This is a genomic window from Ottowia caeni, assembly GCF_050821495.1.
GTDB classification, from domain to species: domain Bacteria; phylum Pseudomonadota; class Gammaproteobacteria; order Burkholderiales; family Burkholderiaceae_C; genus Ottowia; species Ottowia caeni.
In genome coordinates this window covers 1,862,222-1,886,528 of record NZ_CP151080.1, presented here as the reverse complement: position 1 = coordinate 1,886,528, position 24,307 = coordinate 1,862,222, and the positions used below count along the sequence as shown (strand labels likewise).

Annotated in this window: 25 protein-coding genes and 1 pseudogene; 7 read left to right on the top strand and 19 right to left on the bottom strand. The window is 57.0% G+C overall.

The window, feature by feature from the left end; all coding sequences use genetic code 11:
* Positions 1 to 33 precede the first annotated feature (33 nt).
* The 9 genes from dnaB to tolB all read right to left on the bottom strand — a co-directional run bounded on the left by dnaB (position 34) and on the right by tolB (position 6,160).
* Positions 34 to 1,449, bottom strand: a complete 1,416-nt coding sequence (gene dnaB, locus AAAK34_RS09135; protein WP_231695033.1) for a replicative DNA helicase — start codon at positions 1,447 to 1,449, stop codon at positions 34 to 36.
* Between the two features lie 12 nt (positions 1,450 to 1,461).
* Entirely contained in the window at positions 1,462 to 1,650 is a 189-nt protein-coding gene (locus tag AAAK34_RS09130; RefSeq protein WP_431777955.1) for a hypothetical protein, read from the bottom strand.
* A 240-nt stretch (positions 1,651 to 1,890) separates the two neighbouring features.
* Positions 1,891 to 2,343: a 50S ribosomal protein L9 gene (gene rplI / locus AAAK34_RS09125; RefSeq protein WP_231695034.1), complete on the bottom strand. Its 453-nt coding sequence runs from the start codon at positions 2,341 to 2,343 to the stop codon at positions 1,891 to 1,893.
* A gap of 14 nt (positions 2,344 to 2,357) precedes the next feature.
* Positions 2,358 to 2,639 carry a 30S ribosomal protein S18 gene (gene rpsR, locus AAAK34_RS09120; protein ID WP_231695035.1) on the bottom strand — a complete coding sequence of 94 codons (282 nt, stop codon included), beginning with the start codon at positions 2,637 to 2,639 and terminating at the stop codon, positions 2,358 to 2,360.
* 10 nt (positions 2,640 to 2,649) lie between these two features.
* Complete coding sequence (priB, locus tag AAAK34_RS09115; RefSeq protein WP_231695036.1) at positions 2,650 to 2,940, bottom strand: primosomal replication protein N; 291 nt, start codon at positions 2,938 to 2,940, stop codon at positions 2,650 to 2,652.
* Between the two features lie 16 nt (positions 2,941 to 2,956).
* Positions 2,957 to 3,322 carry a 30S ribosomal protein S6 gene (rpsF, locus tag AAAK34_RS09110; protein WP_231695037.1) on the bottom strand — a complete coding sequence of 122 codons (366 nt, stop codon included), beginning with the start codon at positions 3,320 to 3,322 and terminating at the stop codon, positions 2,957 to 2,959.
* A gap of 139 nt (positions 3,323 to 3,461) precedes the next feature.
* Positions 3,462 to 4,253, bottom strand: a complete 792-nt coding sequence (gene ybgF / locus AAAK34_RS09105) for a tol-pal system protein YbgF (protein WP_231695038.1) — start codon at positions 4,251 to 4,253, stop codon at positions 3,462 to 3,464.
* A gap of 15 nt (positions 4,254 to 4,268) precedes the next feature.
* On the bottom strand, positions 4,269 to 4,823 hold the full coding sequence (pal, locus tag AAAK34_RS09100) for a peptidoglycan-associated lipoprotein Pal (protein ID WP_231695039.1): 555 nt from the start codon (positions 4,821 to 4,823) through the stop codon (positions 4,269 to 4,271).
* A 35-nt stretch (positions 4,824 to 4,858) separates the two neighbouring features.
* Positions 4,859 to 6,160 (bottom strand): Tol-Pal system beta propeller repeat protein TolB, encoded by a 1,302-nt coding sequence (tolB, locus tag AAAK34_RS09095; RefSeq protein WP_431777954.1) that lies wholly within the window; start codon positions 6,158 to 6,160, stop codon positions 4,859 to 4,861.
* A gap of 206 nt (positions 6,161 to 6,366) precedes the next feature.
* On the opposite strand from tolB, the gene msbA reads away from it, so the two are divergent.
* Both msbA and AAAK34_RS09085 read left to right on the top strand, forming a co-directional pair.
* Complete coding sequence (msbA, locus tag AAAK34_RS09090) at positions 6,367 to 8,157, top strand: lipid A export permease/ATP-binding protein MsbA (RefSeq protein ID WP_431777953.1); 1,791 nt, start codon at positions 6,367 to 6,369, stop codon at positions 8,155 to 8,157.
* 99 nt (positions 8,158 to 8,256) lie between these two features.
* Positions 8,257 to 8,571, top strand: a complete 315-nt coding sequence (locus tag AAAK34_RS09085; protein ID WP_231695042.1) for a DUF2322 family protein — start codon at positions 8,257 to 8,259, stop codon at positions 8,569 to 8,571.
* Between the two features lie 26 nt (positions 8,572 to 8,597).
* Here AAAK34_RS09085 and codA read toward each other — a convergent pair whose 3' ends face one another.
* Both codA and AAAK34_RS09075 read right to left on the bottom strand, forming a co-directional pair.
* Entirely contained in the window at positions 8,598 to 9,845 is a 1,248-nt protein-coding gene (gene codA, locus AAAK34_RS09080) for a cytosine deaminase (RefSeq protein ID WP_231695043.1), read from the bottom strand.
* 44 nt (positions 9,846 to 9,889) lie between these two features.
* Positions 9,890 to 10,891, bottom strand: coding sequence for a serine hydrolase domain-containing protein (locus AAAK34_RS09075; RefSeq protein WP_231695044.1), 1,002 nt, complete (start codon positions 10,889 to 10,891; stop codon positions 9,890 to 9,892).
* A 1,014-nt stretch (positions 10,892 to 11,905) separates the two neighbouring features.
* Here AAAK34_RS09075 and AAAK34_RS09070 point away from each other — a divergent pair.
* The 5 genes from AAAK34_RS09070 (at position 11,906) to AAAK34_RS09050 (ending at position 16,582) form a co-directional block, all read left to right on the top strand.
* Positions 11,906 to 12,112, top strand: coding sequence for a type II toxin-antitoxin system HigB family toxin (locus AAAK34_RS09070; RefSeq protein ID WP_431777952.1), 207 nt, complete (start codon positions 11,906 to 11,908; stop codon positions 12,110 to 12,112).
* Entirely contained in the window at positions 12,112 to 13,353 is a 1,242-nt protein-coding gene (locus tag AAAK34_RS09065; protein WP_231695046.1) for an ImmA/IrrE family metallo-endopeptidase, read from the top strand. Before AAAK34_RS09070 ends, AAAK34_RS09065 begins: the two co-directional genes overlap by 1 nt.
* Positions 13,354 to 13,361: 8 nt before the next feature.
* The gene (locus AAAK34_RS09060) at positions 13,362 to 14,477 is read left to right on the top strand and encodes a beta family protein (RefSeq protein WP_231695047.1); all 1,116 of its coding nucleotides are present in this window, start codon (positions 13,362 to 13,364) and stop codon (positions 14,475 to 14,477) included.
* Positions 14,478 to 14,556: 79 nt separating this feature from the next.
* Positions 14,557 to 14,700, top strand: coding sequence for a recombinase family protein (locus tag AAAK34_RS09055; RefSeq protein ID WP_431777951.1), 144 nt, complete (start codon positions 14,557 to 14,559; stop codon positions 14,698 to 14,700).
* A 334-nt stretch (positions 14,701 to 15,034) separates the two neighbouring features.
* Positions 15,035 to 16,582: a hypothetical protein gene (locus AAAK34_RS09050; RefSeq protein WP_231695048.1), complete on the top strand. Its 1,548-nt coding sequence runs from the start codon at positions 15,035 to 15,037 to the stop codon at positions 16,580 to 16,582.
* 423 nt (positions 16,583 to 17,005) lie between these two features.
* On the opposite strand, the gene AAAK34_RS09045 is transcribed toward AAAK34_RS09050, so the two are convergent.
* The 8 genes and pseudogenes from AAAK34_RS09045 to hemF all read right to left on the bottom strand — a co-directional run bounded on the left by AAAK34_RS09045 (position 17,006) and on the right by hemF (position 24,255).
* Positions 17,006 to 17,212 (bottom strand): dodecin, encoded by a 207-nt coding sequence (locus AAAK34_RS09045; RefSeq protein WP_231695049.1) that lies wholly within the window; start codon positions 17,210 to 17,212, stop codon positions 17,006 to 17,008.
* Between the two features lie 313 nt (positions 17,213 to 17,525).
* A pseudogene (locus AAAK34_RS09040) lies at positions 17,526 to 18,965 on the bottom strand (pyridoxal phosphate-dependent decarboxylase family protein).
* Between the two features lie 335 nt (positions 18,966 to 19,300).
* Entirely contained in the window at positions 19,301 to 20,794 is a 1,494-nt protein-coding gene (rng, locus tag AAAK34_RS09035) for a ribonuclease G (protein ID WP_231695050.1), read from the bottom strand.
* Positions 20,795 to 20,809: 15 nt separating this feature from the next.
* Complete coding sequence (locus tag AAAK34_RS09030) at positions 20,810 to 21,412, bottom strand: Maf family protein (RefSeq protein ID WP_231695051.1); 603 nt, start codon at positions 21,410 to 21,412, stop codon at positions 20,810 to 20,812.
* Positions 21,413 to 21,516: 104 nt separating this feature from the next.
* On the bottom strand, positions 21,517 to 21,987 hold the full coding sequence (gene rlmH / locus AAAK34_RS09025) for a 23S rRNA (pseudouridine(1915)-N(3))-methyltransferase RlmH (RefSeq protein ID WP_231695052.1): 471 nt from the start codon (positions 21,985 to 21,987) through the stop codon (positions 21,517 to 21,519).
* Between the two features lie 9 nt (positions 21,988 to 21,996).
* A complete protein-coding gene (gene rsfS, locus AAAK34_RS09020; protein ID WP_231695053.1) occupies positions 21,997 to 22,719 on the bottom strand; it encodes a ribosome silencing factor in 723 nt (240 codons plus the stop codon).
* Between the two features lie 7 nt (positions 22,720 to 22,726).
* Positions 22,727 to 23,335: a nicotinate-nucleotide adenylyltransferase gene (gene nadD / locus AAAK34_RS09015; RefSeq protein WP_231695054.1), complete on the bottom strand. Its 609-nt coding sequence runs from the start codon at positions 23,333 to 23,335 to the stop codon at positions 22,727 to 22,729.
* The gene (gene hemF / locus AAAK34_RS09010; RefSeq protein ID WP_431777950.1) at positions 23,332 to 24,255 is read right to left on the bottom strand and encodes an oxygen-dependent coproporphyrinogen oxidase; all 924 of its coding nucleotides are present in this window, start codon (positions 24,253 to 24,255) and stop codon (positions 23,332 to 23,334) included. The genes nadD and hemF overlap by 4 nt, the downstream gene beginning before the upstream one ends.
* Between the last annotated feature and the right edge of the window lie 52 nt (positions 24,256 to 24,307).

Below are 24,307 nucleotides of genomic sequence, written 5' to 3'. Positions count from 1 at the left end.
GCTTTTTGTTGCCCATTTTTCTAATTCTTTGGATTAGAAATCGTCATGGCTGCCGTGAGCCAAACTCTCGAAGCGCGTAAGGTGCTTCTGGAATGCCAGCTTCACTGTACCCGTGGGGCCGTTACGCTGCTTGCCAATGATGATCTCAGCGACACCAGGCTCACGCGAGTCCTTGTTGTAGTAGTCGTCGCGGTAAATGAACATGATGATGTCGGCATCTTGCTCAATGGCACCTGATTCTCGCAAGTCGCTCATCATCGGGCGCTTGTCGGTACGCTGCTCCACGCTTCGGTTGAGCTGAGACAGCGCGATCACGGGGCACTGGAGTTCCTTGGCGAGCATTTTCAAGCCCCGGGAAATTTCGCCAAGCTCTGTGGCTCGGTTGTCTCCGTCAGAGCTACTGCCGCTCATAAGTTGCAGGTAGTCGACCACGATCAGGCCGAGCTTTCCGCACTGGCGCGCTAGGCGCCGCGCGTTGGCGCGCAGTTCGCTTGGCGTCAAGCCCGGTGTTTCGTCAATGTGCAGCGAAATCGTGCGGAGTCGTTCAATGGCCTCGGTAAGGCGCGGCCATTCTTCATCTGTCAGCTTGCCGGTCCGCAAATGCCCTTGGTCGATTCGCCCGATGGAGCCGACAATACGCACCGCCAACTGGGCGGCGCCCATTTCCATGGAGAACACTGCAACGGGCAACCCCTCGTTCAAAGCCACATGCTCGGCGATGTTGATGGCGAACGCCGTCTTTCCCATGGAAGGGCGAGCCGCCAGCACCACCATATCCCCCGCTTGTAATCCCGAGGTCATACGGTCCAGATCGACAAAGCCGGTGGGGACACCAGTTACATCGTTCGGGTTGTCGGCCATTTCCTGAACACGGTCGAGCAAATCGACCACCAGGGAGTCCATAGCCTGAAACCCCTGCTTCATGCGGGAGCCTTCTTCACCGATCTTGAAGATCTTGGACTCCGCCTCGTCCAGAATCTTGGCTACGGGCTTGCCGCCTGGATTGAAGGCGCTGGTCGCTATCTCGTCGCTGGCCGTTACTAGCTTGCGAAGAATGGAACGTTCCCGAACGATCTCGGCATAGCGGCGGATGTTGCTGGCGCTGGGAACATATTGCGCCAACGAGTTCAAATACGCGAGGCCTCCGATCTCATCAGCCTTGCCCAGGCGCTGAAGTTCCTCGAAGACGGTAATCACGTCGGCCGGCTTGCTCTCGTTGATGAGCTTGGCGCACGCGGCAAAAACCAGGCGATGTTCGTGGCGGTAGAAATTGGAGTCGTTCAGCAAGTCGCCGACTCGATCCCAAGCATGGTTGTCGAGAAGCAAGCCACCGAGCACGCTCGACTCGGCCTCAATGGAATGAGGCGGAATACGTAGCTGTGCTACCTGACGATCCCGGGGAACATCGTCATCAAAATCAGGATAGCTGGGGGGAATAACGGACGACATGAGAGATTGAACCTAGATCCGGCAGTTGGACGCGCCCGAACAGGTCGTCATCGGGTACGCTGGCAAGACGTGAGGACGCAGCAGGCTCGTGCCTGCAAGAACGAGCAACGCCGCCAGCGTGCCCGAGGGCGGCCTGATCGGGTGCGTAGCGCTCCCACCAAATGGGTGAGCGTTATCGGAGCATAGAAATCGAGTGTTCATGCGGCTTTGCTGAAGATTGCAAGCGGTCAACTGCCGGACCTAGGTTGAAGCTCCAGGCTGCATGCTACGCTGGCTCCAACTTAATGTCGAACCCTAATGCTAGGAAGCAGCTGAACAACCTGTGCATGAGTTGTGCATGTGTTGTGCACATCCGCCCTCAAACTGTGGACAAGCTTGTGCACAAAAATAAAAAAGCCGCCGCCCTCTCGGGCTGGCGGCTGATAGAGCCGTGTCAGGAAATCAGGCGGTTTCGCCGTACACCGACACAGTGATCTCTGCTTGCACATCAGTGTGCAAAGACACAGTCACGGTGTTGTCGCCCACGACCTTGATCGGGCCAGAAGGCATGCGCACCTGCGACTTGATCACGTCGAAGCCTTGCTTCTTGAGTTCGTCGGCGATGTCGTGGTTGGTTACCGAGCCGAACAGACGGCCGTCAACGCCAGCCTTCTGGGTCAGCTTGATGGTCTTGCCAGCCAGCTTCTCGCCTTGGGCTTGAGCTTCTGCCAACTTCTCAGCAGCTTGCTTTTCGAGTTCGGCACGGCGTGCTTCGAACTCGGCTTTGTTGGCTTCGGTAGCGCGGCGAGCGCGGCCGGTAGGGATCAGGAAGTTACGGGCATAACCGTCTTTGACGCGGACGATTTCACCCAGGCCACCCAGGTTGACGATCTTGTCGAGAAGAATAACTTGCATGTTGCTTTTCTCCTTCAGACGCGGTGTTGGTCGCTGTAGGGCAGCATTGCCAGGAAGCGAGCACGCTTGATGGCAGTGTTTAGCTGGCGCTGGAAGAACGCGCGCGTGCCGGTCAGGCGAGCGGGGATGATCTTGCCGTTTTCGCCAATGAAGTCGCGCAGAGTGTCGACGTCTTTGTAGTCGATCTCTTTCACGCCAGTCACGGTGAAGCGGCAGAAGCGCTTACGCTTGAATAGCAACGACTGAGTGTTGCGCTTAGGACGCTTGTCCTTGTTGAATTTCTTGAACGTGGCCATCTGGGCCTCCTTACAAATCTTGCTGAAAATCCTGAATATGGAGCACTACGTGCTTGCCGTTGCGGGGGCTTGCCAGAAAGCCGGTAAAGCGCCACTGCGACCCTACCGCCTGCTTGCCGAGCCTTTCGGCCATCGCGCCAATGGCGACGGCCTTGAGCGAAGCCTTCACTTGCCTCGTTACGCCAGCCTCTTCGGCACTGGACTCATGCTCAAGCCTTAAGTCCAGAGCCGGCAATCCTGCCGGGGTGTACCTGATAACGCCGCACTCGGCGATACAGGCAGTGAGGTCAGTGCGGTTCACGCCCGCAAAGCCGTCATCAGTTGCTTGTTTCTGCCTGCTGAGCCTTGCGAGCCTCTTCGCGCTCGACGGTCTTCATCATTGAAGACGGGCCGGTTTCAGCGGTGGGCTTTTGCACTGTGAGGTGACGCAGAACGGCATCGTTGAAGCGGAAAGCATGCTCCAGCTCGCCCATGACGGCTTGATCAGCCTCAATGTTGACGCACAGGTAATGCGCCTTGGCCAGCTTGTTGATCTGGTAGGCCAGTTGACGGCGACCCCAGTCTTCAACACGGTGAATTTGACCACCGCCAGCGGTGATCATGCCCTTGTAGCGCTCCAGCATGGCGGGAACTTGCTCGCTCTGATCCGGATGGATCAGCAAAATAATCTCGTAATGACGCATTCAAACTCCTTGTGGATGAATACGGCGCCGGGGCATTGAAGACCCGGCAACCAAAAAGCCGCCCCCAGCGTCAAGATGGGGTGCGGCAAGGGAACTGCGGATTATATTGCCATTTGAACGGCAATGCCAGTCCGCAGTGCTATTTCATTTTCGCGAGGCGGTCGCGACCCGCCTGCGCAGCCTCTGACTGCGGGTAGGTCTTGACGAGTGACTCCAACGTGGCCTTGGCCCCGCGCGTGTCCTTGAGCTCGGTCTGGCAGTTGGCGATGGAAAGCATGGCCTCAGGCGCCCTGGCATGACTTGGCGCTGCTGCCAGCAGCGATCGGAAGTTGGTAATGGCTTCCTTGTAGTTGCGAGTGGCATATTGCGCGTTGCCCAACCAGAACAGGGCTGACGGTGCCAACGTGCTGCGCGGGTGGCGCTTGATGAAGTTCGCAAAGCCAGTCTGCGCGGCGGTGAAGTCACCCGAGCGGAACACGGCAAGGGCCGCTTCATACTCTTGCTTTTCCGCGGCCTCGGCTGCGGGTGGCGTGCCGGGTGCGCCGTCTGATGCACCTTGTTCTGGGGGAGCCGCGCGCGTCGCTTCGCTTGCTTCGAGCTTTTTCAACCGTTCACTCAGCTCCTGCTGCACGCCGCCCTGGCGCTTCTGCAATTCAGACAACTCGCGTGCGAACTGCTCCTCTTGTCCACGAGATTTTGCCAACTCCGCGCGCAGTGATTCGATCTGCTGCTGGAGATCAAGCATGCCGCGGCGCAACTGAGTGTTCTCGTCCACCAAACGGTTCTGCGCATTCACGGACGCGTCAAAACGCTGGCGCAGATCCAGAATGGCCTGGCGGGCCTGATCGTCTCCGAACAGTTGCGCTTGCGCGCCCTGCCCTGCCAAACACGCCGTGGCCAGCACCACCGCACGAAGATAAGGCTTATGCATGAAACCGCTCATGCCTTAGCGGTAACGCAATTCAACGCGGCGGTTTTTCGCGTATGCGTCTTCCCCGCCGCCGTTAGCAGCCGGCTTTTCTTCGCCGAAACTGACCGCTTCGATTTGCGCATCAGAAGCGCCTACAAGGGTGAGTGCACGACGCACTGCTTCGGCACGTTTTTGCCCCAGCGCCAGGTTGTACTCGCGGCTGCCGCGCTCATCGGTATTGCCTTCAAGCACAACACTGCGGTTGCGATCACTTTGCAGGAAGCGTGCGTGCTGATCGACAACTGGTTGGAAATCAGATCTGACAACAAAGCTGTCGTAGTCGAAATAGATGATTCGCGCCACCCCAGCCGGTCCGGCCTTGTCGCCGCCTGAAGGGCCGGCCTGCACCGCTGCGACGGAGCTCTGGCCTCCTGCCCCTTGGCCCACCGCACCAGCATCTGCACCTGAAGTACCTGCGGCGCCAGTAGTCCCCGACGCGCTGCCCTGAACAGGCGGGTCGAGTTTGACATTGGAGCCGCAACCAGCCAGTGCCGCCGCGATGGTGGCCAACATGAAATAACGCTTGATCATGAATGATTCTCCCTGGATTAATCCGAGTAAAAAAACTATCGTTGAAACGGGCCCCACGAAGGCTCGCGAAGTTCGCCGCCCTTGCCCGCCAAAGCTGCCTTGATCTTGCCGTCGAGCGTGGTGGTCATCAAAGCCTCACGCCCGCCCTGCCGAGTGGCGTAAACAATGAGTTTGCTGTTGGGTGCAAAACTTGGGTTCTCGTCTTCGGAGGAGTCTGTAATAGACGCCACGTTACCCGAGGCGAGTTCCATGACCTGCAGCTTGAAGGCACCGCCAATGCGGGAGACATAGGCCAACCAGCGCCCGTCAGGGCTGATGGAGGGCGAAACGTTGTAGTTTCCGTTGAAGGTCACGCGTTGCACCTCGCCACCACTGGAGGACATGCGGTAGATTTGAGGTGCGCCCCCGCGATCGCTGACGAAGTAAATGCTGCTGCCGTCGGGCGAGAAGACCGGTTCGGTGTCAATACTTTGCGATTGAGTGAGCCGCCTGGGTTCGCCGCCGCTTGCGCTGATCAAATACAACTGCGAGCCACCGTCGCGCGAAAGGGTTACCGCGAGATTTCGACCATCAGGAGACCATGTAGGCGCGCTGTTCGAACCACGGAAGTTGGCCAGCAACCGACGTCGACCCGTGGCCACATCATGCAGGTAGATGACGGGCTTGCGAGATTCGAACGACACATAGGCCAACTGCGTGCCACTGGGTGACCATGCAGGCGAAATGATCGGCTCCGGACTTCCCAGCGCAGCCTGGGCGTTCTCGCCATCGGAATCGGCAACCCAGAGCGTATAGCGGCCACCCCCCTTGGTGACGTAGGACAGTCGGGTGGAGAACACCCCCTTCTCCCCGGTTAGTTTCTCGTAGATGTAGTCGGCAATCTTGTGAGCCGCCAGCCGAAGGTCGGCCTGTGGCACCACATAGCCCAAGCCCCCTAGGTCCTGGTTGCGCACCACGTCCCAGAGTCGAAAGCGCACGTCAAACCGACCATCCGAAAGACGTGTGACACTACCGCCAACGAGAGAGTCTGCACTCCGCTGGCGCCACCCCGACATGTCGGGACGCGTGGTTTCATCCATTACCTCGCTGCCAGGATCGACGCCCCGAAAACGGCCGCTGCGCTCAAGATCAGCACGGATAATTGCACTGATTTTCTGCGGCGAAGAGCCTTCGTCCCGAAACGGCACAAGCGCTATAGGCATTTGTGTCAAGCCAACGCCTGAGACTTCAACGCGAAACTGCGCCAATGCGGGCAGTACGGGCGTGGCCATGAGGGCGGCCACGATACCTCGGCGTCGAACGCCGGGAGAAAACCAAACTGGAGATGCGGATTTCATGCGATGAAATAGTGAGCTGGGTAATTCCAAGCACAGGATGAATGTTACACACTCGGCGTGAAGGCTCGTGACAAACTGTGTATCACGTTGATGCTTTAACACGCTCTCAGGATCGCAAGTACGACAATTGGGAGCCTGCAAGGTTCCCTGAAATCGGCCGAACAAGAGAAAACCCCAGGCACCGACACGCCCTAAACTTCAGCCCCATGCCCTCACCCGATCCACAGCCCAGCCCCTCCAGCCAACGCCCCATGAAGGAACGCTTGCTGCGTTTATGGGGTTATTTCAGACAGTATCGTGCCGGGTGGGCCCTGGCCATCGGATCCACAGTCGCCACGGGACTCACAGAGCCGGCCATTCCGGCCTTGTTGCAACCGCTGCTTGACAAGGGTTTTACCCAAGGCCAACTGCCCATCTGGATGGTGCCGGTGACCGTGATCGGCTTGTTCCTGATCCGCGGCTTGACTCAGTTCGCCGGGCAGTACGCGCTGGCCCGAATAGCTGGAGAAGGCATGTTGGTGCTGCGGCGCCAACTGTTCGAGCGCCTGCTGACAGCCGATCTTTCATTATTTTCTCGCCAATCGGCCAGCCAGCTCGCCAATACCATCGTCTATGAAGTGCAAACAGGTGCCTCGCAGCTGGTTCAGGCAGTGATCACTGGAGCGCGCGACAGCTTCACGGTGATTGCGCTGCTGGCTTACCTGTTTTACTTGAACTGGTCGCTCACTCTGATCGTGCTGGTGTTGGTGCCGTGCGTGGCCTGGATTCTCAAGGTGATGTCGCGGCGCCTGTACAAAGTGACGAGGCAAAGTCAGGTGGCTACCGATGAGCTTGCCTACGTTGTGGAAGAAAACGTTCTCGCCCATCGCATGGTGCGCCTGCATGGTGCTCAGGCAGCTCAATCGGAGCGCTTCGAAGGACTCAGCCGCCGACTGCGTGATTTGGCGCTGAAATCCACGCGTGCGTCGGCTGCCACCACGCCACTCACTCAGATGGTGGCTGCAGTGGCGCTCTCGACCATGATTGGCATCGCGCTGTCGCAGGGACAGGGCGCAGACGGAAGAGCGATTACCGTGGGCGGCTTCGTGGCCTTTATTGGTGCCATGCTGATGCTCGTGGCACCCACGCGTCGACTGGCCGACGTGGTGAACCCCATTACACGCGGCATGGCCGCCCTTGAACGCGGCCTGGACATGATGGACAGCGTCCAGTCCGAGCCTGACATTCGCGCCGGCACAACGCCTTTCCCGGAGCGGGTGCTCGGCGAGATTGAGCTACGCGATGTGATCGTTCGATACCGCGACGACGCGTCACCTGCCCTGGATAAAGTAAGTCTGTACATCCGAGCCGGTGAAACCGTTGCGCTGGTAGGCCCCTCGGGTTCCGGCAAAAGCACGCTGGTGAACTTGCTGCCGCGGTTTGTTCATCCGGTCGCTGGGAAGATTTTTCTCGACGGCACGGACCTTGACGCAGTGCCCTTGAGTTCGTTGCGTGCACAGTTTGCCATGGTTAGCCAGGATGTCACCATGCTCAACGACAGCGTAGCCGCCAACGTGGCGCTCGGTGCTGCGCACATCGACCGCGCCCGCGTGCAAGCGTGTCTGGAAGATGCCAACCTGGCGACCCATGTGGCCACACTGCCTGATGGCATCGACACCGTGCTGGGCCACAACGCCACCGAATTGTCTGGCGGCCAACGCCAGCGACTGGCAATTGCCCGTGCACTCTACAAGAATGCACCCGTGCTGCTTTTGGACGAGGCCACTTCTGCTTTGGATACGGAAAGCGAGCGACTGGTACAACAAGCCATGGCCCGCGTCATGGCAGGGCGCACGACCCTGGTCATCGCGCACCGGCTTTCGACGATTGAACATGCCGATCGCATCATCGTGATGGAACATGGCCGAATCGCCGAGCAAGGCACTCACGCCGAGTTGCTTGCAGCAGATGGGCTGTACGCACGACTGCAGAACCACGCAGGGCTGCCGATGTTGTGAGTGCAGGAGGATCACAGGTCGTAGCAGCCCGTGTGACACCGGCATGGTCGCAACATTTTTTAGTTATCTGCTTTTAATCAGCCCGAATTAGGAATCATCATGGCTTTTGCCGACAACTTGCGTCAACTACCCTCCATTGCTCATCTGGCGGCCGTCGAACTTCTTGACGATACGGGAAATGTTGTGGCCAGCATACCCAACCAGCCGGGGAAAACCGGCTCGCTAACCGTGTACGCGGCGCTTGCAGCCAAGCATGGCAGCATCAATCCGGCGGCGGCGCAAGAAGGACTGACGCTGTTTGCCGAGCACACAGATGATGCACGACAGAACCCTGGGAAGCATCCCAACATTGATCGGCTTCTGGAGGTGATCTCCAGCGGACTGAGCTATGCAGTGAGAACCATTTCAGCTTGAGTGATTCGCTGGATGACGTGGACTGATTAGCTCCATTCAATTTCCTTCTCCCGCCTGCGCATGATCACTCTTCCACCCCGGATGGACCATTGCGCACAGGCTTGGGAACGTAGCACCTCATAGTCGCTCTCGGCCGACATCACCACGAGGTTGGCTGGCCTTCCCACCTGGATTCCGTAGCGCTCACCCAAAGACAATGTTCGGGCGCTATGGTCCGTCACAAAATCGAGCGCCCGCTGCAAGTTCTGGTAGCCCAGCATGTGGCAGATGTGCAGGCCGGCGTCCAGGATGCGCAGGATGTTTCCGTTACCTAGCGGGTACCAAGGGTCGACGATGGAATCCTGCGCAAAGCAAACGTTTAGTCCCGCGTGATCGAGCTCCGGCACCCTGGTCAAGCCCCGTCTTTTCGGATAGTTGTCGTACCGCCCCTGGAGATGAATGCTCTCGGTGGGACAACAGATGAAATTCAGTTCCGCTTGTTTGAGCAGTCTGAATAACTTGAAGCAATAAGCGTTGTCATAGGAGCCCATGGCGGTGGTGTGACTGGCTGTCACATGCGCGCCCATGCCTTTCACGCGAGTCACCTCGGCCAGCACCTCCAGAAATCGTGAATGCGGATCATCGGTTTCGTCACAGTGCACATCCACCAGGCGACCATGTCGCTCCGCGAGGTCCATCAGAAAATGAATAGAGGAAACGCCTTGATCGCGAGTGTTCTCGAAATGGGGAATCCCACCAACGACATCGACCCCCATTTCGACCGCCTCGGTCATCAATGAGCGGCCGTTTGAGAATGACTCGATGCCTTCCTGGGGAAAGGCCACAATCTGAAGATCGACCAGTTCACGCGCTTCTTCGCGCACTTCCAACATCGCTTTCAACGTACCCAAGCCTGGCTCGGTCACGTCTACATGCGTACGCACGTGCTGAATACCATGAGCTGCGAGCATGCGGATAGTGCGGAGCGCGCGGGATCTGGTGTCCTCTTTGGTTACGATGGCCTTCCTCTTGGACCACAGCTCGATACCCTCAAACAAAGTACCCGTGAGGTTCCAACTGGGCTCACCCGCGGTCAACGCCGCATCGAGATGAATGTGAGGTTCTACCAAAGGCGGTATGACAAGATTGCCACCCGCATCAATAACGTCATCAGGACTGTGCCGACCTTCGACTCGAGATGATTGCAGTTCAACCGCGCTGAAAAGGCCGTGCTCCCACTTAATGTTAAAGAGACCCTCTTGGCCACGGAGTCGGGCATTGATGATCTGGTTCATGCTGAAGCTTTCGAAGGAAATTGAATGAAAGTTTTGTGAAGAAGCTACTTCCTGTTCATTTCAAGCCGCTTTTGAGCGGCTTGAAAAATGCGTCCTCTTATCAGTCGCGCGGCTTGACCTCGTTGCATGCTGTCCAATGACACCGTGGAGTTCACCGCAACGACCAGATCCAGTGGCGTATGCACCCAGATAAATTGCCCGGCGTAGCCGCTGGCGATGTACGTTGAGCTGGATGGGGTCCACCAAAAAAGTCCATAGGGCATACGAGCCGGGAGCCCACCCTCACTTTGCGGTTTGACCAATTCGGCCGCGAACCCAGGGGGTAGCAGTTGGCGGTCTGCCCAGCGGCCGTCGCGCAGCAGCAGATAGCCCAGCTTGGCCATGTCTGCGGTTCTCATCCAGGCGCCGCCCCGAACGTATCGTGGCTCCTTCAAATCAAGGGGCGTGACGAGTTGATTGCGCACGAGTTCGTCGATAGTGCGGCCAGTAATTTTCTCGATGACCGCCTGAACGATGGGTGGCCCACTATTGTCATAGGCAAACTTTACGCCGGGCTCTGCATGCATCGGCCTTGCCCACGCCACCTCCGGGGCCAACTGAGCGGCTGTTCCAGTAGGGTCGTTCACCTCAAAGCCAGTCGTCATGGAAAGCAGATGCCGGAGCGTGATGTCGTGGGTACGAGGGTCCGGATTGAGGGAGCGCCAGTGAGGCATGAAATCGACCACAGGCTGATCCAGCGATTTCAGTTGTCCATTTTGCAGGACGGTCCCCACCAGCATTGCGAGTGCACTCTTGGTCACGGACTGAGTACTTCGTAGAGTGTCGGGATTGCCATCGCGGTAGTACTGGTAAACGGTACGGCCCTGTAGAACCACCACCACGCTTTGAACGTCACCCATGGCTGTGGCTATGCCGTCGTCGAAACCCTCGAACGCTGCGACATCCAGGCGCTGTTCGTCTGGTGTGGAAAGTCGCCAATGCGGTAGGTCTTGCGCGAAAGCTGACCCCAGCATCAGCCAACAAAGAAAGAAGATCAAGTTCCGCATGGTGTCCCCGAATGGTTATTGGTTAGCTCACTTACCTGAGCACATTGTGCCCATACGCCGATTAAATAGCTTCGAACGGCCGCAGGATTGTTTCTCTCTCGATCGGCGAAGCAAAGGTATCTGGTGGCGTCAATTCGAAGCAACAGTAAGTCGTGCTTTCTTGCTGCAATGCAAGCATGCCCTTTCACACCGATCGCTCAGGTTCGATATACGGGCTAGATCTCAGCTGACTAGCGACCCGATTTCTGTGAGCATGCATGCAACTGGAAACAGTACCTGGCGTGACCTCCCCCACTCTATCGGAAGCTCTGCCTTGCCAATGCAGTTGCGTATTTGACAATTTCGGCTTTGCAGCGCAAGCGGCCCATCAACCCTGTACGGTCGCGCCGCAGCTTAGCTGCTTCGTAGGAAGCCGCGCAGCGGTCATTCGCCAGGGCTTGCGATCGCCCCATTCCGACTGCTCAACAAATCCAGCAAAGTGTCTGCTTACACAAAACAAGCGGACTTCGCCCCAACGCGCGGATCTCATCTCTACTGGTTCAATCTCTTTTGCGCGACGCCCAGCAATGTAGAAGCCGGCAGCGACCGATGTCACTCAGCGTTCACGCACAGGGTCAACTTGGACTCGGGAATGAGATTGTCGGCCATCCGCCTGCAAGGTATTGCCTCTGACCTGCGATGCCATCGGCCCATACCGCCAATTTGTGCAAGAACTTCGTCGCATGCTGGAACAGCAGCCCGACCGGCAAGTCACACGCCGCCTGTTGGCGGATTTGCTTGAAAGCCCCGTTCTAGCCCTATAGCGGCTCCTGGAAAAACTGGACACCGATGCCAGACCAAGCAGCCCCAAGATCGATCCCACACTGGGAACGTACGTCAATGTTCCCAAATCGATAACAACATGATATGCTCTTAGCCATGAACAAGGTCAAGCACACCCATGCGAATCATTGGACGAGAAAAACTTGACCAGTTCTGTGCTGCGCATGCCGATTGTCGAAAGTGGATTGGCACATGGATTTCAGACGTTGGTGGAAGTCAATGGTGCACCCCCAGGACATCAAGGACAGGTATGCCTCTGCCAGCATGCTTGAGAGAAATATCGTGATATTCAACGTGAGAGGCAACGAGTACAGACTCGTCACCGTCGTTGCATATCAAACAGGTGTCGTAGTCGTGGAGTGGATCGGAACCCACGCCGAATACACAAAGAAATACTGATGGAACCGAAGATCATTAAGACGGAAGCCGACTATCGCTTGTACCTGAGCGAGGTGGAGCGTCTTGCCCTTGCAGACCCTTCGCCAGACTCTTCGGCAGGCGCTAGACTTGAACTGCTTTCTCTCCTTGTCGAGGAGTATGAAAAAAGCCGGTTCAAGTTCGACACGCCTAGTCCCATAGATGCAATCCAGTTTCGGATGCATGAACAGGGGCTTCGACAAGCTGACTTGGTGCCTTACTTTGGATCAAGAAGTCGTGTATCTGAAGTGCTGGCAGGCAAGCGTCCGCTTACGGTTCAGATGATCCGTGAGATTTCGATGGGCTTGGGTATCTCGGCTGACGTTCTTGTCGCTGACTCAAATCTCCCAGTTTCAGAACCGATCATTGATGTCGTCGATGCTGAAGTTGATTGGAATCGCTTCCCCGTAAAGGAGATGGAGCGTCACGGCTACTTCAATGAGGTACCAAAGAGGAATACTCGAACGCTGAGTGAATTGGCACGAGATTTTGTGACCAGCATCCTCCCTCCGAACCATGGCTCTCCGATCTTGGCTCGGCAAGGACTTCGGGGTGATGCCGTCAACCCAAAATCTCGTTACGGTCTGCTGGCTTGGAAAGCTCGTGTCGTAGACATAGCAAGAAAGCGAAAGGCTAGTCGGCGTTTGCCGACCTATCAACCTGAGGCCATTGACGCTGCATTCTTGACCCAAGTCGTGCATTTGAGCTGGCATCAGAACGGCATGCGGTTGGCCCGTGAGTTGATTGAAGGAAAAGGCATTCCGGTCGTGATTGAGCCGCATCTTGCTGCAACGCAACTTGATGGCGCTGCGTTTCTCGATCAAGATGGCTCCCCAGTTATTGGGCTGACGCTTCGATTTGATCGCATCGATTCCTTCTGGTTCACGCTCCTTCACGAGCTTGCGCATGTGATGAAGCATTTAAGCAATCCGGGGGATGCATTCCTGGATCGTCTGGAAGACAGCGATGCAACGGAAACGCTGGAGATCGAGGCAAACCGTATAGCTCGTGACGCGTTGATATCAAGAGCAGCTTGGCGACGAAGCGAAGTCGTTTCCGCGCCTAGTCGGGAACGCATCATTCGGTTTGCAAAAGAACAGATGGTCCACCCTGCGATTGTTGCCGGGCGCATCCGTCGAGAGAGTGGAAATTTCCGTGTGTTTGGTGATTTGCTGGGCACGAACGAGGTTCGCAACCAGTTTCCTGAAGTCTCATTTGAGTGAGGTTGGCAGTGAACGCAAAGACTCTGTACTCGCCGATTCTTAAAGGCAAAGCTAACGATCTCAAGGCGCTTGGCAAGATCCCGCATTCACTGGCTCCTCACGTTCATGCTCTCGTCGAGCTTTTGTCTCCGAATGAGAACGAATCCATCGAGACAGCGTGCGTTCGGTTTGCTGATCAGTTGCGAAAGCACTGCCCACAAAATGCGGTCAGCGTCGATCTGCATTCCATTGCCCCTGAGCATGTGACCAATGATGGCAGCCCGGCACTTGAGGCGCTGTGCGCCAACTTGCGCGGCTTGGGCATTTTGTTCACCCCAGTGTTCGGCTTCGACCACGAACCCGAGTTGTGGGACCGCATTGCTCCTATTGCAGCCCGACAGGGGCGCGGCCTCACGTTTCGCCTCAAGATCGACGACCTCGAAGCCGGGGAAGACGCAATCGCCGACATTGTTGAACGTCTACGCTATGCAGGCATTCCGACAAGCGACACAAAGATTTTGATTGACCTCGAATCCCTAGGGGGGCTGGATGCGGTGTCGCTTGTTCGTCTGCGCGGCCTCACACAAGACTTCATTGACGATGCGTTGACGGTCGCGAAGTTCGGGCTGATTTCCGTCATAGGTTCCAGCATGCCAAAAGATGTGAGTGGTGTCGAAAAGGAAGACACCAAGGCGTTCTATCGACAGGAGATGCCGCTCTGGCTCAATGTCGCCACCGGCGTCCCCTCTGAAGGAATTGCCTTCGGAGATTACGGCATCGTGCATCCCAACTTCTCAGACAAGATCATCCCCAAGCATCCAAACGCCAAGATCCGATACACAAGAGGCCTGCATCATCACATCTTCCGTGGCTATAGCCTGAGGGAAGGCCTGAAGTACCAACAGTATTACGAGTTGGCCCGTCGCGTTTTGGGCTCGCAGGTGTACATGGGCCGCGACTATTCCTTCGGCGATGACTATGCATGGCGCTGCGCCAACGGGGAAGCAAGTTGCGGAAATTTGGGCACCTGGGTCGAAGTTGACATGAACCACCACATGGTGCACGTGGCGGCCCAGTTGCCACAAATTCTCACGAGGGTGGCGGCAGGTGTAAGTGCGAACGAATTGTTGGCGTTGACTACGTAATCGCCCGACATGGGCAACGACGAGAAAAGCCCTCATCAGCGCAGGACGACCGTCCCGACACAGAAAATGAGGAGTACCTATGTCGGCCAGCACCTTGGCCTGCCTGTACGCCAGGTACAGCACAGACAAGCAACGCGAGACCTCTGTCGAAAACCAGTTACGCGAAGCCAGAGCCAGAGCGCAGCGTGAAGGCTGGCCCGTCCTGGGACTACAGCGGTTCTGACCTGCCCCCTCGGCCAACCTCACCGCCAGAGAGCAGTCGCTCAGGGGGCGCATCCTGAACGACTGGTATAGGGCGAGCAATTCAAAAAGCTGACGGGCTCCACCCGGCCAGGAGCTGTCATCCGGTTCATTGCCGCGATCGGCAGGTCTAGGCAAGGTTGGAGTGCCCGAAAGCGGAGGTTGACACCGTGCGGGTCTTGGTCGCGCGGTTTCAAACGGCGGCCAGACCACAGTGCAAGAAGAAGTCTGCGCACGGCCAATGATTGCTTGCACGTCGGCGCGCAGTCGTCGAAAAATCGCCATACAGTATCTGCATACAAGCTAGCTACAACCGAATGGCACGCGACGACTTCACGAAACCGACCAAGAATCAGGCTTACCAGCGAGTGGCGGGCCGCTGCTCCAATCCCGCCTGCCGTGCAACCACCTCCGCTCCGGTGGGCAACGATGATTTCTCCAATGTGGGGGTCGGCGCGCATATTCATGCAGCATCACCCGGTGGGCCACGTTATCTCGCTGCGATGACGGCAGACGACCGGCGCGGCTTCGGTAACATCATCTGGCTATGCCAAACCTGTTCAACGATCATTGACCGGGACCCCGACGCGTACCCGGCGGAAACGCTCAAAAAATGGAAGTCATCGGCTGAAGCAAGCGCTCTGATGGAGCAAGGCAAACGACTTCCTGATCAGAAGGACATCTATCGCATGGCAGCCATGGCCATGGGCAACCGAACGCCCGGTTTTTATCCAGAAGCGATAGGCAACGTGCACAAAGCCTTAGTCGATCAAATGGAAGCTGTGGATCCGAGGTTCACTGTTTCAACCGCGTATTCGGGCGGCAACACAACGATTACTTTGAGTGCGAGGGAAACGGTGTCTTTCTCCATCAAGGTTGGATCGGAATCGGCTGAGGCTTGGCGAAAAGGCCTTCAAGCGGCCATTGACGATGGGAGAGAGGCGACTCTACCACTCGATGGCGTGGTGTTTGAGGGATCAAAGCTCTTTGACGTGCTGCATAACGACGCCGATCTGGCATCTATTACTATCATGCCAGCGGCGCGTCCAGCCGTGTTGAAGATATTTGCACCCCAGACTGCCCCCGCCATTTTTGAGAGCGTCGCTGGACAATTGACCGCTGGGCGTAAGCAAATCAGGTTTTCAGGCTCCGGCTGCGGCGGTCTTCTAGACGTAGAAATTATTTATTCTCAAACCTCAGGCGATGGTGTCCACTCCCGATTAACCTTGACCACAAATTTGAAAGCCTGGCAAGGAAAGGAAGCTGCCAACCCTCCCTATTTGGACGCCTTAACAAACCTGCTTGAAGCAATTCTCGATCCATCGGCTGCCATTTCCTTTGCCATGGAAGTCGATGGAAATCATGCAGCGGCTGGGAAATTTCAAAATCCTAAGCATATCGAGGAAATAGCCGAAACGCTTGTATTTACTCACTACGTGAGACGAGCGAGAAACGTGCTCAGATATCTTGGTCAGAGTCCACCAATCGATATTTTCGCGAGCATTTCCGCTGATGATTATCGAGCCTTAGCGCGAGTCAGCGATATCGTTGAGGGCAAGTTATCCTACCAGCGATCGCAGATTACCGCTTCACCTACGATGAGGATTGCGTGTGCCGATGGGGGCGAATCGCTAATGAGGATCGTGCGCAAAGGAGAGTTTTCTACCCTGCAGCTGAAAGAACCTGCGTCCTTGGTCACCATCTATGGGAAGGAATATGAAGTTCCTCCGACCACAAGCTACTACTCGCCGGTGAAACTGCATATCCTGAGCAGGAAGAAGAAAAAGGAGGTCATTGACTTTCGCCTGCAAATCGAAATGGCGGACAACTTCACCAGTCAAACGTTTTTCGATGTGCAGCATTGATAGGAGGCCTATCCTGAGGTTCGGAGGCGGATAGAACATAATCAGCCAGCTACAAGGCCCCCTCAAATCAACCGCAGTGGTGCTCAAAACGACTGCGATCTAGCAGAAATCGGTACTTCGATTAACAGGTTTGCGCGACAGCAATAGCTGGAAGTAGGCATTGGTCAATGGAGCTTGAATTTCCGCAATGGGTCGATCGACGCCTCTGATGAATGACTGCTGATGGGCATCCGATCCAGCGTTCGTAAGCAACGAGGTCGACGAGAGGTAACCGGCTGCAACCAGCCTGAAACCGACACTTCGCTCTCTGCCTCACGGGCAGACTCGTGGTCGGAATCCGCCTCATATCTGGGTTTCCTCGGAAAATTTCGGCCAGAAGGGACCCACGATGAACTCACCGTAGTTCACGAACTCGTTCATCCCTTACTCGAGGGTGAATCCCACCTTTACCGTTACCTGCCAGTGGGCGACCTTGCCCTCGTGAATATGGCCGCGCGTCTCCACCACCTCGAACCACTGCATATCGCGGACGGTCTCGCTGGCCTTGGCAATGGCCGTGTTGACGGCATCTTCTATGCCAGAAGGCGAGGAGCCTGTGAGCTCCAGGATCTTGTAAACGTGCTTGGACATGGCACCTCCTGACAAGTCGGCCAATTGGGCAGCCCGACCTTGGAACGAGGACGAACGGCAAACACAGTATGGCCGCATTCAACTCCGCTGCTGTCCTTCGGTTTGCAACAAATCGTGACGCCTATTGACTGACTGCTGTCTCTCTACGTCAGAAGGCGCAGTTCCCTGAAAGCGAGATGCATCGCGTTGAAGCGCCCGGCGAGACGCTTCCAGAATGGTGGGTTCGGGCAATGCAAAGAATCGGGTTTCAGCGCGGAAGCCGCTCCCAGCCCGTGGGAAGCTCTATAGCGGTGAATCAGCCATGTCGATCCGTCTACGCCAATTCAAGCTCTAGCTCTCGACCGATGCGCAGAACGTCCTTCAATAGCGCTTGCGCGTGTTCATGATTTGTACGTGCCCCAACAAAGCAAGGACGCAAAGCCAATTTCCCGTTTACCTGCGTGGTGCTTGGCATGTTTTGATTCTCTCGAATCAGCCGTTGGTGTAATTGCCGGTTGAACGCATCCAGGCTGGAAACTCCTGACGCAACATATCGAAAGCAGCAAATGGATAGGGTTGGCTCTATGAGAAGTTCGAGGTTTGGATGCTCTTTGGCAGCCTTGGCGACATAGGCTGCCATATCGTTGTGGCGCTTCACTCGGTGCCTCATTCCTTCAACGCCGATTTCACGGAGCATCGCCCATACGACCACACCTCGGCACGGGGAACTTAGTTCAACACCGAAATCGTAGTAAGGCACACCAAAATCATCGAGTGAGTGCTCAATTTTCGGTGGCGACTCAGTGGCCTGCTCTATTGCACCTTCAAGGTAATCTGCCGGCTCTTGGGTAAACGCCCGATACAACAACTGACGATCACGCACAAAAGTAGCTGCGACGCCCACGGCCGCGCCCAACTACTTGTGCGGGTCCACGATTACTGAGTCAGCCATCTCCAGACCGGCATACAGATGGCGGACGCGTTCATCCAGAATGCCTGGCAATCCATATGCACCGTCGACGTGGAACCAAATTCCATACTCTTTTGCGATCTCGCCGATTTCTTTCAGCCGGTCAATCGAACCGGTATTCGTAGTGCCCGCGTTGGCAACAATTGCCATTTGCACAATTCCCGAGTCTCTATCTCTTTCGATGGCGGCACGCAGCAAATCTACACGCATCCTGCCTTGACTGTCGCATCCAATGGCTTGCATCGCCCGCCGGCCAACTCCAAGGACGCCGGCCGATCGCTGAATTGTGTGATGCGACTCGGCGCTGGCATAAAGATGGACCGGTGTCGTCATGCCGTTGGCACCTACGTCATGCCCCAGCCTTTCAAAGGCATGCTGCCTTGCTGCGCCCAACGCGAGCAAGTTGGCTACGGAGCCGCCACTGCTGTAAACGCCCTGCAGATCTCCAATGTTGCACATGGTGGCGAGCCAGCGCAGTGACACATCTTCCAGAAGATTGAACGACGTAATCCCATAGCGTTGGGGTGAGGCGATGCTGGCGGCAGTGCTAGCCAACACCGACGCACTGGTCGCGCCGGTGGTGATGAAAGAGGTGAAGCCTGGCCTTGGTACAGCAGACCCATTGGGTATGACTTGTTCTATTAATTCTTCTACCACTTGATCAATACCTACACCATGTTGTGGCAACGGCACATCCAAGTACGCCTGCCAATTGGCGCCAGGGTGTACGGCATCCGGGTGCTCAAATCTCAAGAACTGGTCAAGACCCCCGCCAATTTTGGCGATGAGACTTTGAATGCGCATGGTTTCAGCGAGATCAGTTTGCATTGCAGCCCCAAAAAAGGTCAACACAACTCCAAGCCGATGCAGGTGACACCCGAACGATCACCTGTTTCCATTGTGCATCGAACAGGCCACAACATGGGGGATTTACATATTGCTAACCTTCGCGACCGTCCGCAGTGGCGACGGAGCGATCTTGTGCGCGGCTGCCATAGGTATTTGCTTCGGATCGGCAGCGCCAGTTCGCGGCTTACAAGAGCTACCGTTGGATCATGCCGTGCCTGCCCTACGCACGCGCATCCGACAGATCACGCCGTCGAAAACCATTCCCAACCAGGGCGGGAACCCCTGAACGCTCAAAGCAAGACGATATCGTATTGATCCGGCCCAATCGCCGATTCGGCCTGCAATGAGATGGGCTTGCCAATAAAGTCCGACAAGCCCGCCAAGTGCGGGCTTTCCTCATCCAGCAGCATCTCGATCACTGCGGGTGCGGCGACAACTCGGAACTCCTTGGGATCGAATTGTTTGGCCTCACGGAGGATTTCGCGCAGGATGTCGTAGGTTACGGTGCGCGCGGTGCGTACGCGGCCGGCACCCTGGCATTGCGCGCAGGGCTCACATAGCAATTGCGCCAGCGATTCCCGGGTGCGTTTGCGCGTCATCTCTACCAGCCCCAACGCAGAAAATCCGCCTACCTGCGTTTTCACACGGTCGCGCGCCAACTGCTTCTTGAATTCTGAGAGTACTGCCTGCTGATGTTCGGGCTGCGTCATGTCAATGAAGTCCACAATGACGATGCCGCCCAGGTTGCGCAGCCGCAGTTGCCGCGCTATGGCTTGCGCTGCTTCCAGATTGGTTTTGAATACCGTGTCGTCGAAGTTGCGCGCACCCACAAACGCACCGGTATTGACGTCGATCGTGGTGAGCGCTTCGGTCTGGTCGATCACCAGGTAGCCGCCAGATTTCAGATCGACACGGCGGCCCAGTGCCTTGGTGATTTCATCGTCCACCGAGTAGAGGTCAAAAATAGGCCGCTCGCCTTTGTAGTGCGACAAGCGCGCAGCAGCAGCCGGCATGAATTCCTTCCCAAAGGCAGAGAGCAAGTGGAATTGCTCCTTGGAGTCGAGCCTGATGGCTTGTGTTTCCTCGTTGACCAGATCACGCAGTACACGTTGCAGCAGATTCAAATCTTGGTGAAGGAGGCTGGTGGGCGGCTTTTGCACAGAGACCTCCCGAATGCGCGTCCAGGTCTTGCGCAGGTAGGCGATGTCTTCAGCCAATTCGGCATCGGATGCGTCTTCGGCGTTAGTACGCAGGATATACCCGCCTCGCGCCTGCCCCGGTTGGCTGTCCCCTGCCAAGGCTTGCACGCGGGCTCGTAGCGCGTCTCGCTGGCTGGCCGGGATTTTCTGGGAGATGCCGATGTGCTCGTCTTGCGGCAGGAACACCAGCATGCGTCCGGCAATGCTGATCTGGGTCGACAAGCGCGCACCTTTGGTACCGATCGGGTCCTTGATGACCTGCACCATCAGCGTCTGGCCTTCAAACACTTGCTTTTCTATTGGCTTGGCAGGAGTGCCATTGGTGCGGTGAGCTGGCAATGTTTCACCCGCCAGCGGACGCTGCCATACATCCGCGACATGCAGAAAGGCCGCGCGCTCCAGACCGATGTCTATGAATGCCGACTGCATACCCGGCAGCACACGCACCACTTTGCCAAGGTACACGTTGCCAACAAGGCCTCGCTCCAGCGAGCGCTCTACGTGCAGTTCCTGGACGGCACCGTTTTCGACGATGGCCACGCGCGTTTCCTGCGGGGACCAGTTGATGAGGATGTCTTGTTGCATTTGTGTCAGCCTAGGTCAGGTATTTAGCCCGGCCGAGCGTAAAAGGTTTGCGGTTTCGAAGAGTGGCAGCCCCATGATGCCGGTATAGCTGCCGCTGATGTGCGCAATGAAGGCAGCCACCCTCCCCTGTACCGCGTATGCGCCCGCTTTGCCCATGGGCTCTCCACTGGCAACGTAGGCCTGTATCTGCGCAGTCGTCATGGGAGCAAAGCGCACGCGCGAAGCGCTCAGAGCCTGCGTGGCCTGCCCTTGCGCCGACACACCTACGCAGGTAAGCACCCGGTGCGTGGTGCCTGCGAGTTCCCCCAGCATGCGCGCCGCGTCTTGCGGATCCGCCGGCTTGCCATAGATAACGCGCCCCAGTGCGACCGTGGTGTCTGAACACAGCACGGGTGCTTCGGGCAGACCTCGCCGGCGCAAGCGCTGCACGGCGGCATCGAGCTTGAGTGAGGTGACGCGGCGTACGTAAGCCAACGGTACCTCTCCAGGCAAGACAGCCTCCAAGCTTTCCGCATCTTCATCATCCCCCGGCAGCAGGAGTTCGTGGCGCACACCAATTTGGTCTAGCAATTGGCGCCGGCGAGGACTTTGGGAAGCGAGGTAGATGAAATCAGGCATGAATGCTGGATGACAGGTAACACATAGGCCCGGTACCGTTCAGGCAGCTTTAGATGAACTATCTCGCAAAGCTCAGTTTCGGGAGGAGGCCCTCAATAATAGGATCATTCCCGATGGTAGGGGTGCCCTGCATTGACCGACCAGGCGCGATACAACTGCTCGATGAGCAGCACTCGCACCATGGCGTGCGGAAGAGTCAGGTCGGATAAACGAATGCGCTGATGCGCTGATGCGCGTAGCGCAGGATCCAGCCCATCGGGGCCGCCGATGATCAGTGCTACATCCGTGGCATCCTGCTGCCATTGCTGCAGTTGGCTGGCAAGCGCTGGGGTGGACAACGCGGTGCCGCGTTCATCAAGCACCACTACACGGGCACCGCGCGGAATGACCGCCTCAATGCGAGCCCGCTCAGCAGAGTAAAGTTGCTCTACTGTCTTGCCGCCGGCCCGCGGCTCGGTCTTGACTGCTTTGAGCTCGATCCGGATTTCGGGCGGGAAGCGCTTGGCGTAGTCATCCCAGGCTTGCTGCGCCCAAGGGGGCACCCGCTGGCCAACCGCGACAATGACAAGCTTCATGCGCTCGCGTTAAGCCTTGGTGGCTTTCTTTGCGGGTGCTTTCTTCGCGGGTGCTTTTTTGGCAGGTGCCGGCTTACCTACCACCTTTACCGCAACCTTCTTGGCGGGAGCTTTCTTAACTGCCGAACCGGAGGTCACAACAGTGACCTTCTTGGACGCTAATTTTTTGGCAACGGTCGCGGGGGTGGCTTTTACGGCTTTCTTGGCAGGAGCAGCGGTAGATTTCACAGCGGCAGACTTGGCAGCCGGGGTTTTCGCCACTGGAGCCTTGGCGGTGGCTTTCTTGGCTACAGCTTTCTTGGCCGGCACGGGCTTTTCTTCCGTCTTGGCCGCCGCGGCCTTCTTGGCCACAGCTTTTCCAGAGGCGGCTGGGCCCTTCAGGCGTACCGGCTTATCGCCCCAAATCTCTTCCAGGTTGTAATACTGGCGGATGGTGGGCTGCATGATGTGTGCAACAGCGGCCCCACAATCGACGATGATCCACTCACCGTTTTCTTCGCCTTCAATGCGCGGCTTGGGGAAACCGGCCTCGCGCACTTTGTCGCGCACGCTGGCTGCAATAGCCTTGGTCTGCCGGTTTGAATTGCCGGTGGCCACCATCACGCGCTCGAACAGAGGCGATAGGTGTTCGGTATTGAACACCTCGATATTGTGGGCTTTGACGTCTTCCAGACCATCGACGATGGCTCGCTGAAGTTTCTGGATGTCTTTTTTCTGGGCGGTTTCGCTCATTAAGTGCTCAGGGGCGCTGGTAAAGTTGATGTTCAGCAATATAACGCGCCACAGCGGGCGGCACCAGATGCTCGATCGGGTAGCCTCTACCCGCGAGGGTGCGTACTTCCGTCGAACTGACGACGATAGGCGGAAGATTGATGGGCTCGTAAGAGCCCGGCGGAAGATTGGAAATATCTGCTGGCGGAGCGTCCGAAACGGGCCGCGCTCTCGCCGCAATACTCAAAATGGCAAGTCGTGCAATCTCGGTGCTGTTTTTCCAAGTATGCAGCGTTTCTGCCTGATCCGCCCCTATTATCAATAGTATTTGTGCTTTCGGCGAATCTTGATGAAGTTCGCGTAGCGTATCCACCGTATAGGTAGGGCCTTCACGCAACACTTCGCGTGTGTCTATCACCACGCCGGGTACCTGTGCGAATGCGAGTTTCGACATGGCCACCCGGTGAGCGCCGTCGCTGAGCGTTCGTGCCTTGTGCCAAGCCTGCCCTGTGGGGAATATGCGCAGCTCGTCGAGTCCCAATTGCTCGACAGCGGCGCGCGCAAGCGCCACATGACCATTGTGAGGCGGGTCGAAAGCGCCGCCAAACACACCTATGCGGCGGCGTGACAAGGTCACAACCAGCTCCTGGGCACCAAGAAGTGTTCTGTCAGCCGCGCCTCAGGCGAACCCGGCTCGGGCTGGCGCTGGTAAGACCAACTGACCAGCGGCGGCATAGAAAGCAAAATGGATTCGGTACGGCCGCCTGATTGAAGCCCAAAATGCGTACCACGGTCCCACACCAGATTAAATTCAACATAGCGCCCGCGCCTATACAGTTGGTGCTCGCGCTCTCGCTCACCCCAGGCCAGGCCACGGCGGCGCTCCACAATCGGAAGATAGGCCTCCAGAAAGGCGTCGCCCACGGAGCGGATCATGGCAAAACCGTTCTCGGCCCCGCCTTCGGAAAAATCATCAAAGAATATGCCACCAATACCACGAGGTTCACCCCGGTGTTTATTGAAGAAATATTCGTCGCACCATTTCTTGAATCGGGGGTATTTATCGTCCCCGAAGGGGGTTAGTGAGTCATGGCAGGCACGATGAAAATGGACCGCATCTTCATCAAATCCATAGTAGGGCGTGAGATCCATCCCGCCACCGAACCAACTAACCTGCTCCTGCCCGGGGTGACCGGCCGAAATTGTGCGCACGTTCATGTGCACCGTGGGAACATACGGGTTCAGCGGATGAAACACCAATGACACGCCCATGGCTTCGAACGGAGCGCCAGCCAACTCTGGCCTATGCTGCGTTGCAGAAGGAGGCAATCGGGGCCCTCGCACATGGGAGAACCCGCAACCGGCGCGCTCGAATACTGCACCAGCTTCCATGATCTTGGTGACACCATCGCCCTGCAACGGCTCACCCGGCGCCTTGGACCAGGCGTCGGTCAGGAACCGGGCTTGGCCGTCGACGGATTCAATGGCGTCGGTGATCGATTGCTGCAAGCCCAGGAGGTATTTCCGTGCTTGGTCAGTATCTAAGGATTTCATCATTCAGGAGAACCCGCTTGCTCGCACACCAACCCTCTCACGGATTGAGAGGGGA

Bases quoted from the DNA above. Each gene is read 5' to 3' on its own strand.
- dnaB (WP_231695033.1), bottom strand. From the start codon at position 1,449: ATGTCGTCCGTTATTCCCCCCAGCTATCCTGATTTTGATGACGATGTT.
- AAAK34_RS09130 (WP_431777955.1), bottom strand. From the start codon at position 1,650: ATGAACACTCGATTTCTATGCTCCGATAACGCTCACCCATTTGGTGGG.
- rplI (WP_231695034.1), bottom strand. From the start codon at position 2,343: ATGCAAGTTATTCTTCTCGACAAGATCGTCAACCTGGGTGGCCTGGGT.
- rpsR (WP_231695035.1), bottom strand. From the start codon at position 2,639: ATGGCCACGTTCAAGAAATTCAACAAGGACAAGCGTCCTAAGCGCAAC.
- rpsF (WP_231695037.1), bottom strand. From the start codon at position 3,322: ATGCGTCATTACGAGATTATTTTGCTGATCCATCCGGATCAGAGCGAG.
- ybgF (WP_231695038.1), bottom strand. From the start codon at position 4,253: ATGCATAAGCCTTATCTTCGTGCGGTGGTGCTGGCCACGGCGTGTTTG.
- pal (WP_231695039.1), bottom strand. From the start codon at position 4,823: ATGATCAAGCGTTATTTCATGTTGGCCACCATCGCGGCGGCACTGGCT.
- tolB (WP_431777954.1), bottom strand. From the start codon at position 6,160: ATGAAATCCGCATCTCCAGTTTGGTTTTCTCCCGGCGTTCGACGCCGA.
- msbA (WP_431777953.1), top strand. From the start codon at position 6,367: ATGCCCTCACCCGATCCACAGCCCAGCCCCTCCAGCCAACGCCCCATG.
- AAAK34_RS09085 (WP_231695042.1), top strand. From the start codon at position 8,257: ATGGCTTTTGCCGACAACTTGCGTCAACTACCCTCCATTGCTCATCTG.
- codA (WP_231695043.1), bottom strand. From the start codon at position 9,845: ATGAACCAGATCATCAATGCCCGACTCCGTGGCCAAGAGGGTCTCTTT.
- AAAK34_RS09075 (WP_231695044.1), bottom strand. From the start codon at position 10,891: ATGCGGAACTTGATCTTCTTTCTTTGTTGGCTGATGCTGGGGTCAGCT.
- AAAK34_RS09070 (WP_431777952.1), top strand. From the start codon at position 11,906: ATGGATTTCAGACGTTGGTGGAAGTCAATGGTGCACCCCCAGGACATC.
- AAAK34_RS09065 (WP_231695046.1), top strand. From the start codon at position 12,112: ATGGAACCGAAGATCATTAAGACGGAAGCCGACTATCGCTTGTACCTG.
- AAAK34_RS09055 (WP_431777951.1), top strand. From the start codon at position 14,557: ATGTCGGCCAGCACCTTGGCCTGCCTGTACGCCAGGTACAGCACAGAC.
- AAAK34_RS09050 (WP_231695048.1), top strand. From the start codon at position 15,035: ATGGCACGCGACGACTTCACGAAACCGACCAAGAATCAGGCTTACCAG.
- AAAK34_RS09045 (WP_231695049.1), bottom strand. From the start codon at position 17,212: ATGTCCAAGCACGTTTACAAGATCCTGGAGCTCACAGGCTCCTCGCCT.
- rng (WP_231695050.1), bottom strand. From the start codon at position 20,794: ATGCAACAAGACATCCTCATCAACTGGTCCCCGCAGGAAACGCGCGTG.
- AAAK34_RS09030 (WP_231695051.1), bottom strand. From the start codon at position 21,412: ATGCCTGATTTCATCTACCTCGCTTCCCAAAGTCCTCGCCGGCGCCAA.
- rlmH (WP_231695052.1), bottom strand. From the start codon at position 21,987: ATGAAGCTTGTCATTGTCGCGGTTGGCCAGCGGGTGCCCCCTTGGGCG.
- rsfS (WP_231695053.1), bottom strand. From the start codon at position 22,719: ATGAGCGAAACCGCCCAGAAAAAAGACATCCAGAAACTTCAGCGAGCC.
- hemF (WP_431777950.1), bottom strand. From the start codon at position 24,255: ATGATGAAATCCTTAGATACTGACCAAGCACGGAAATACCTCCTGGGC.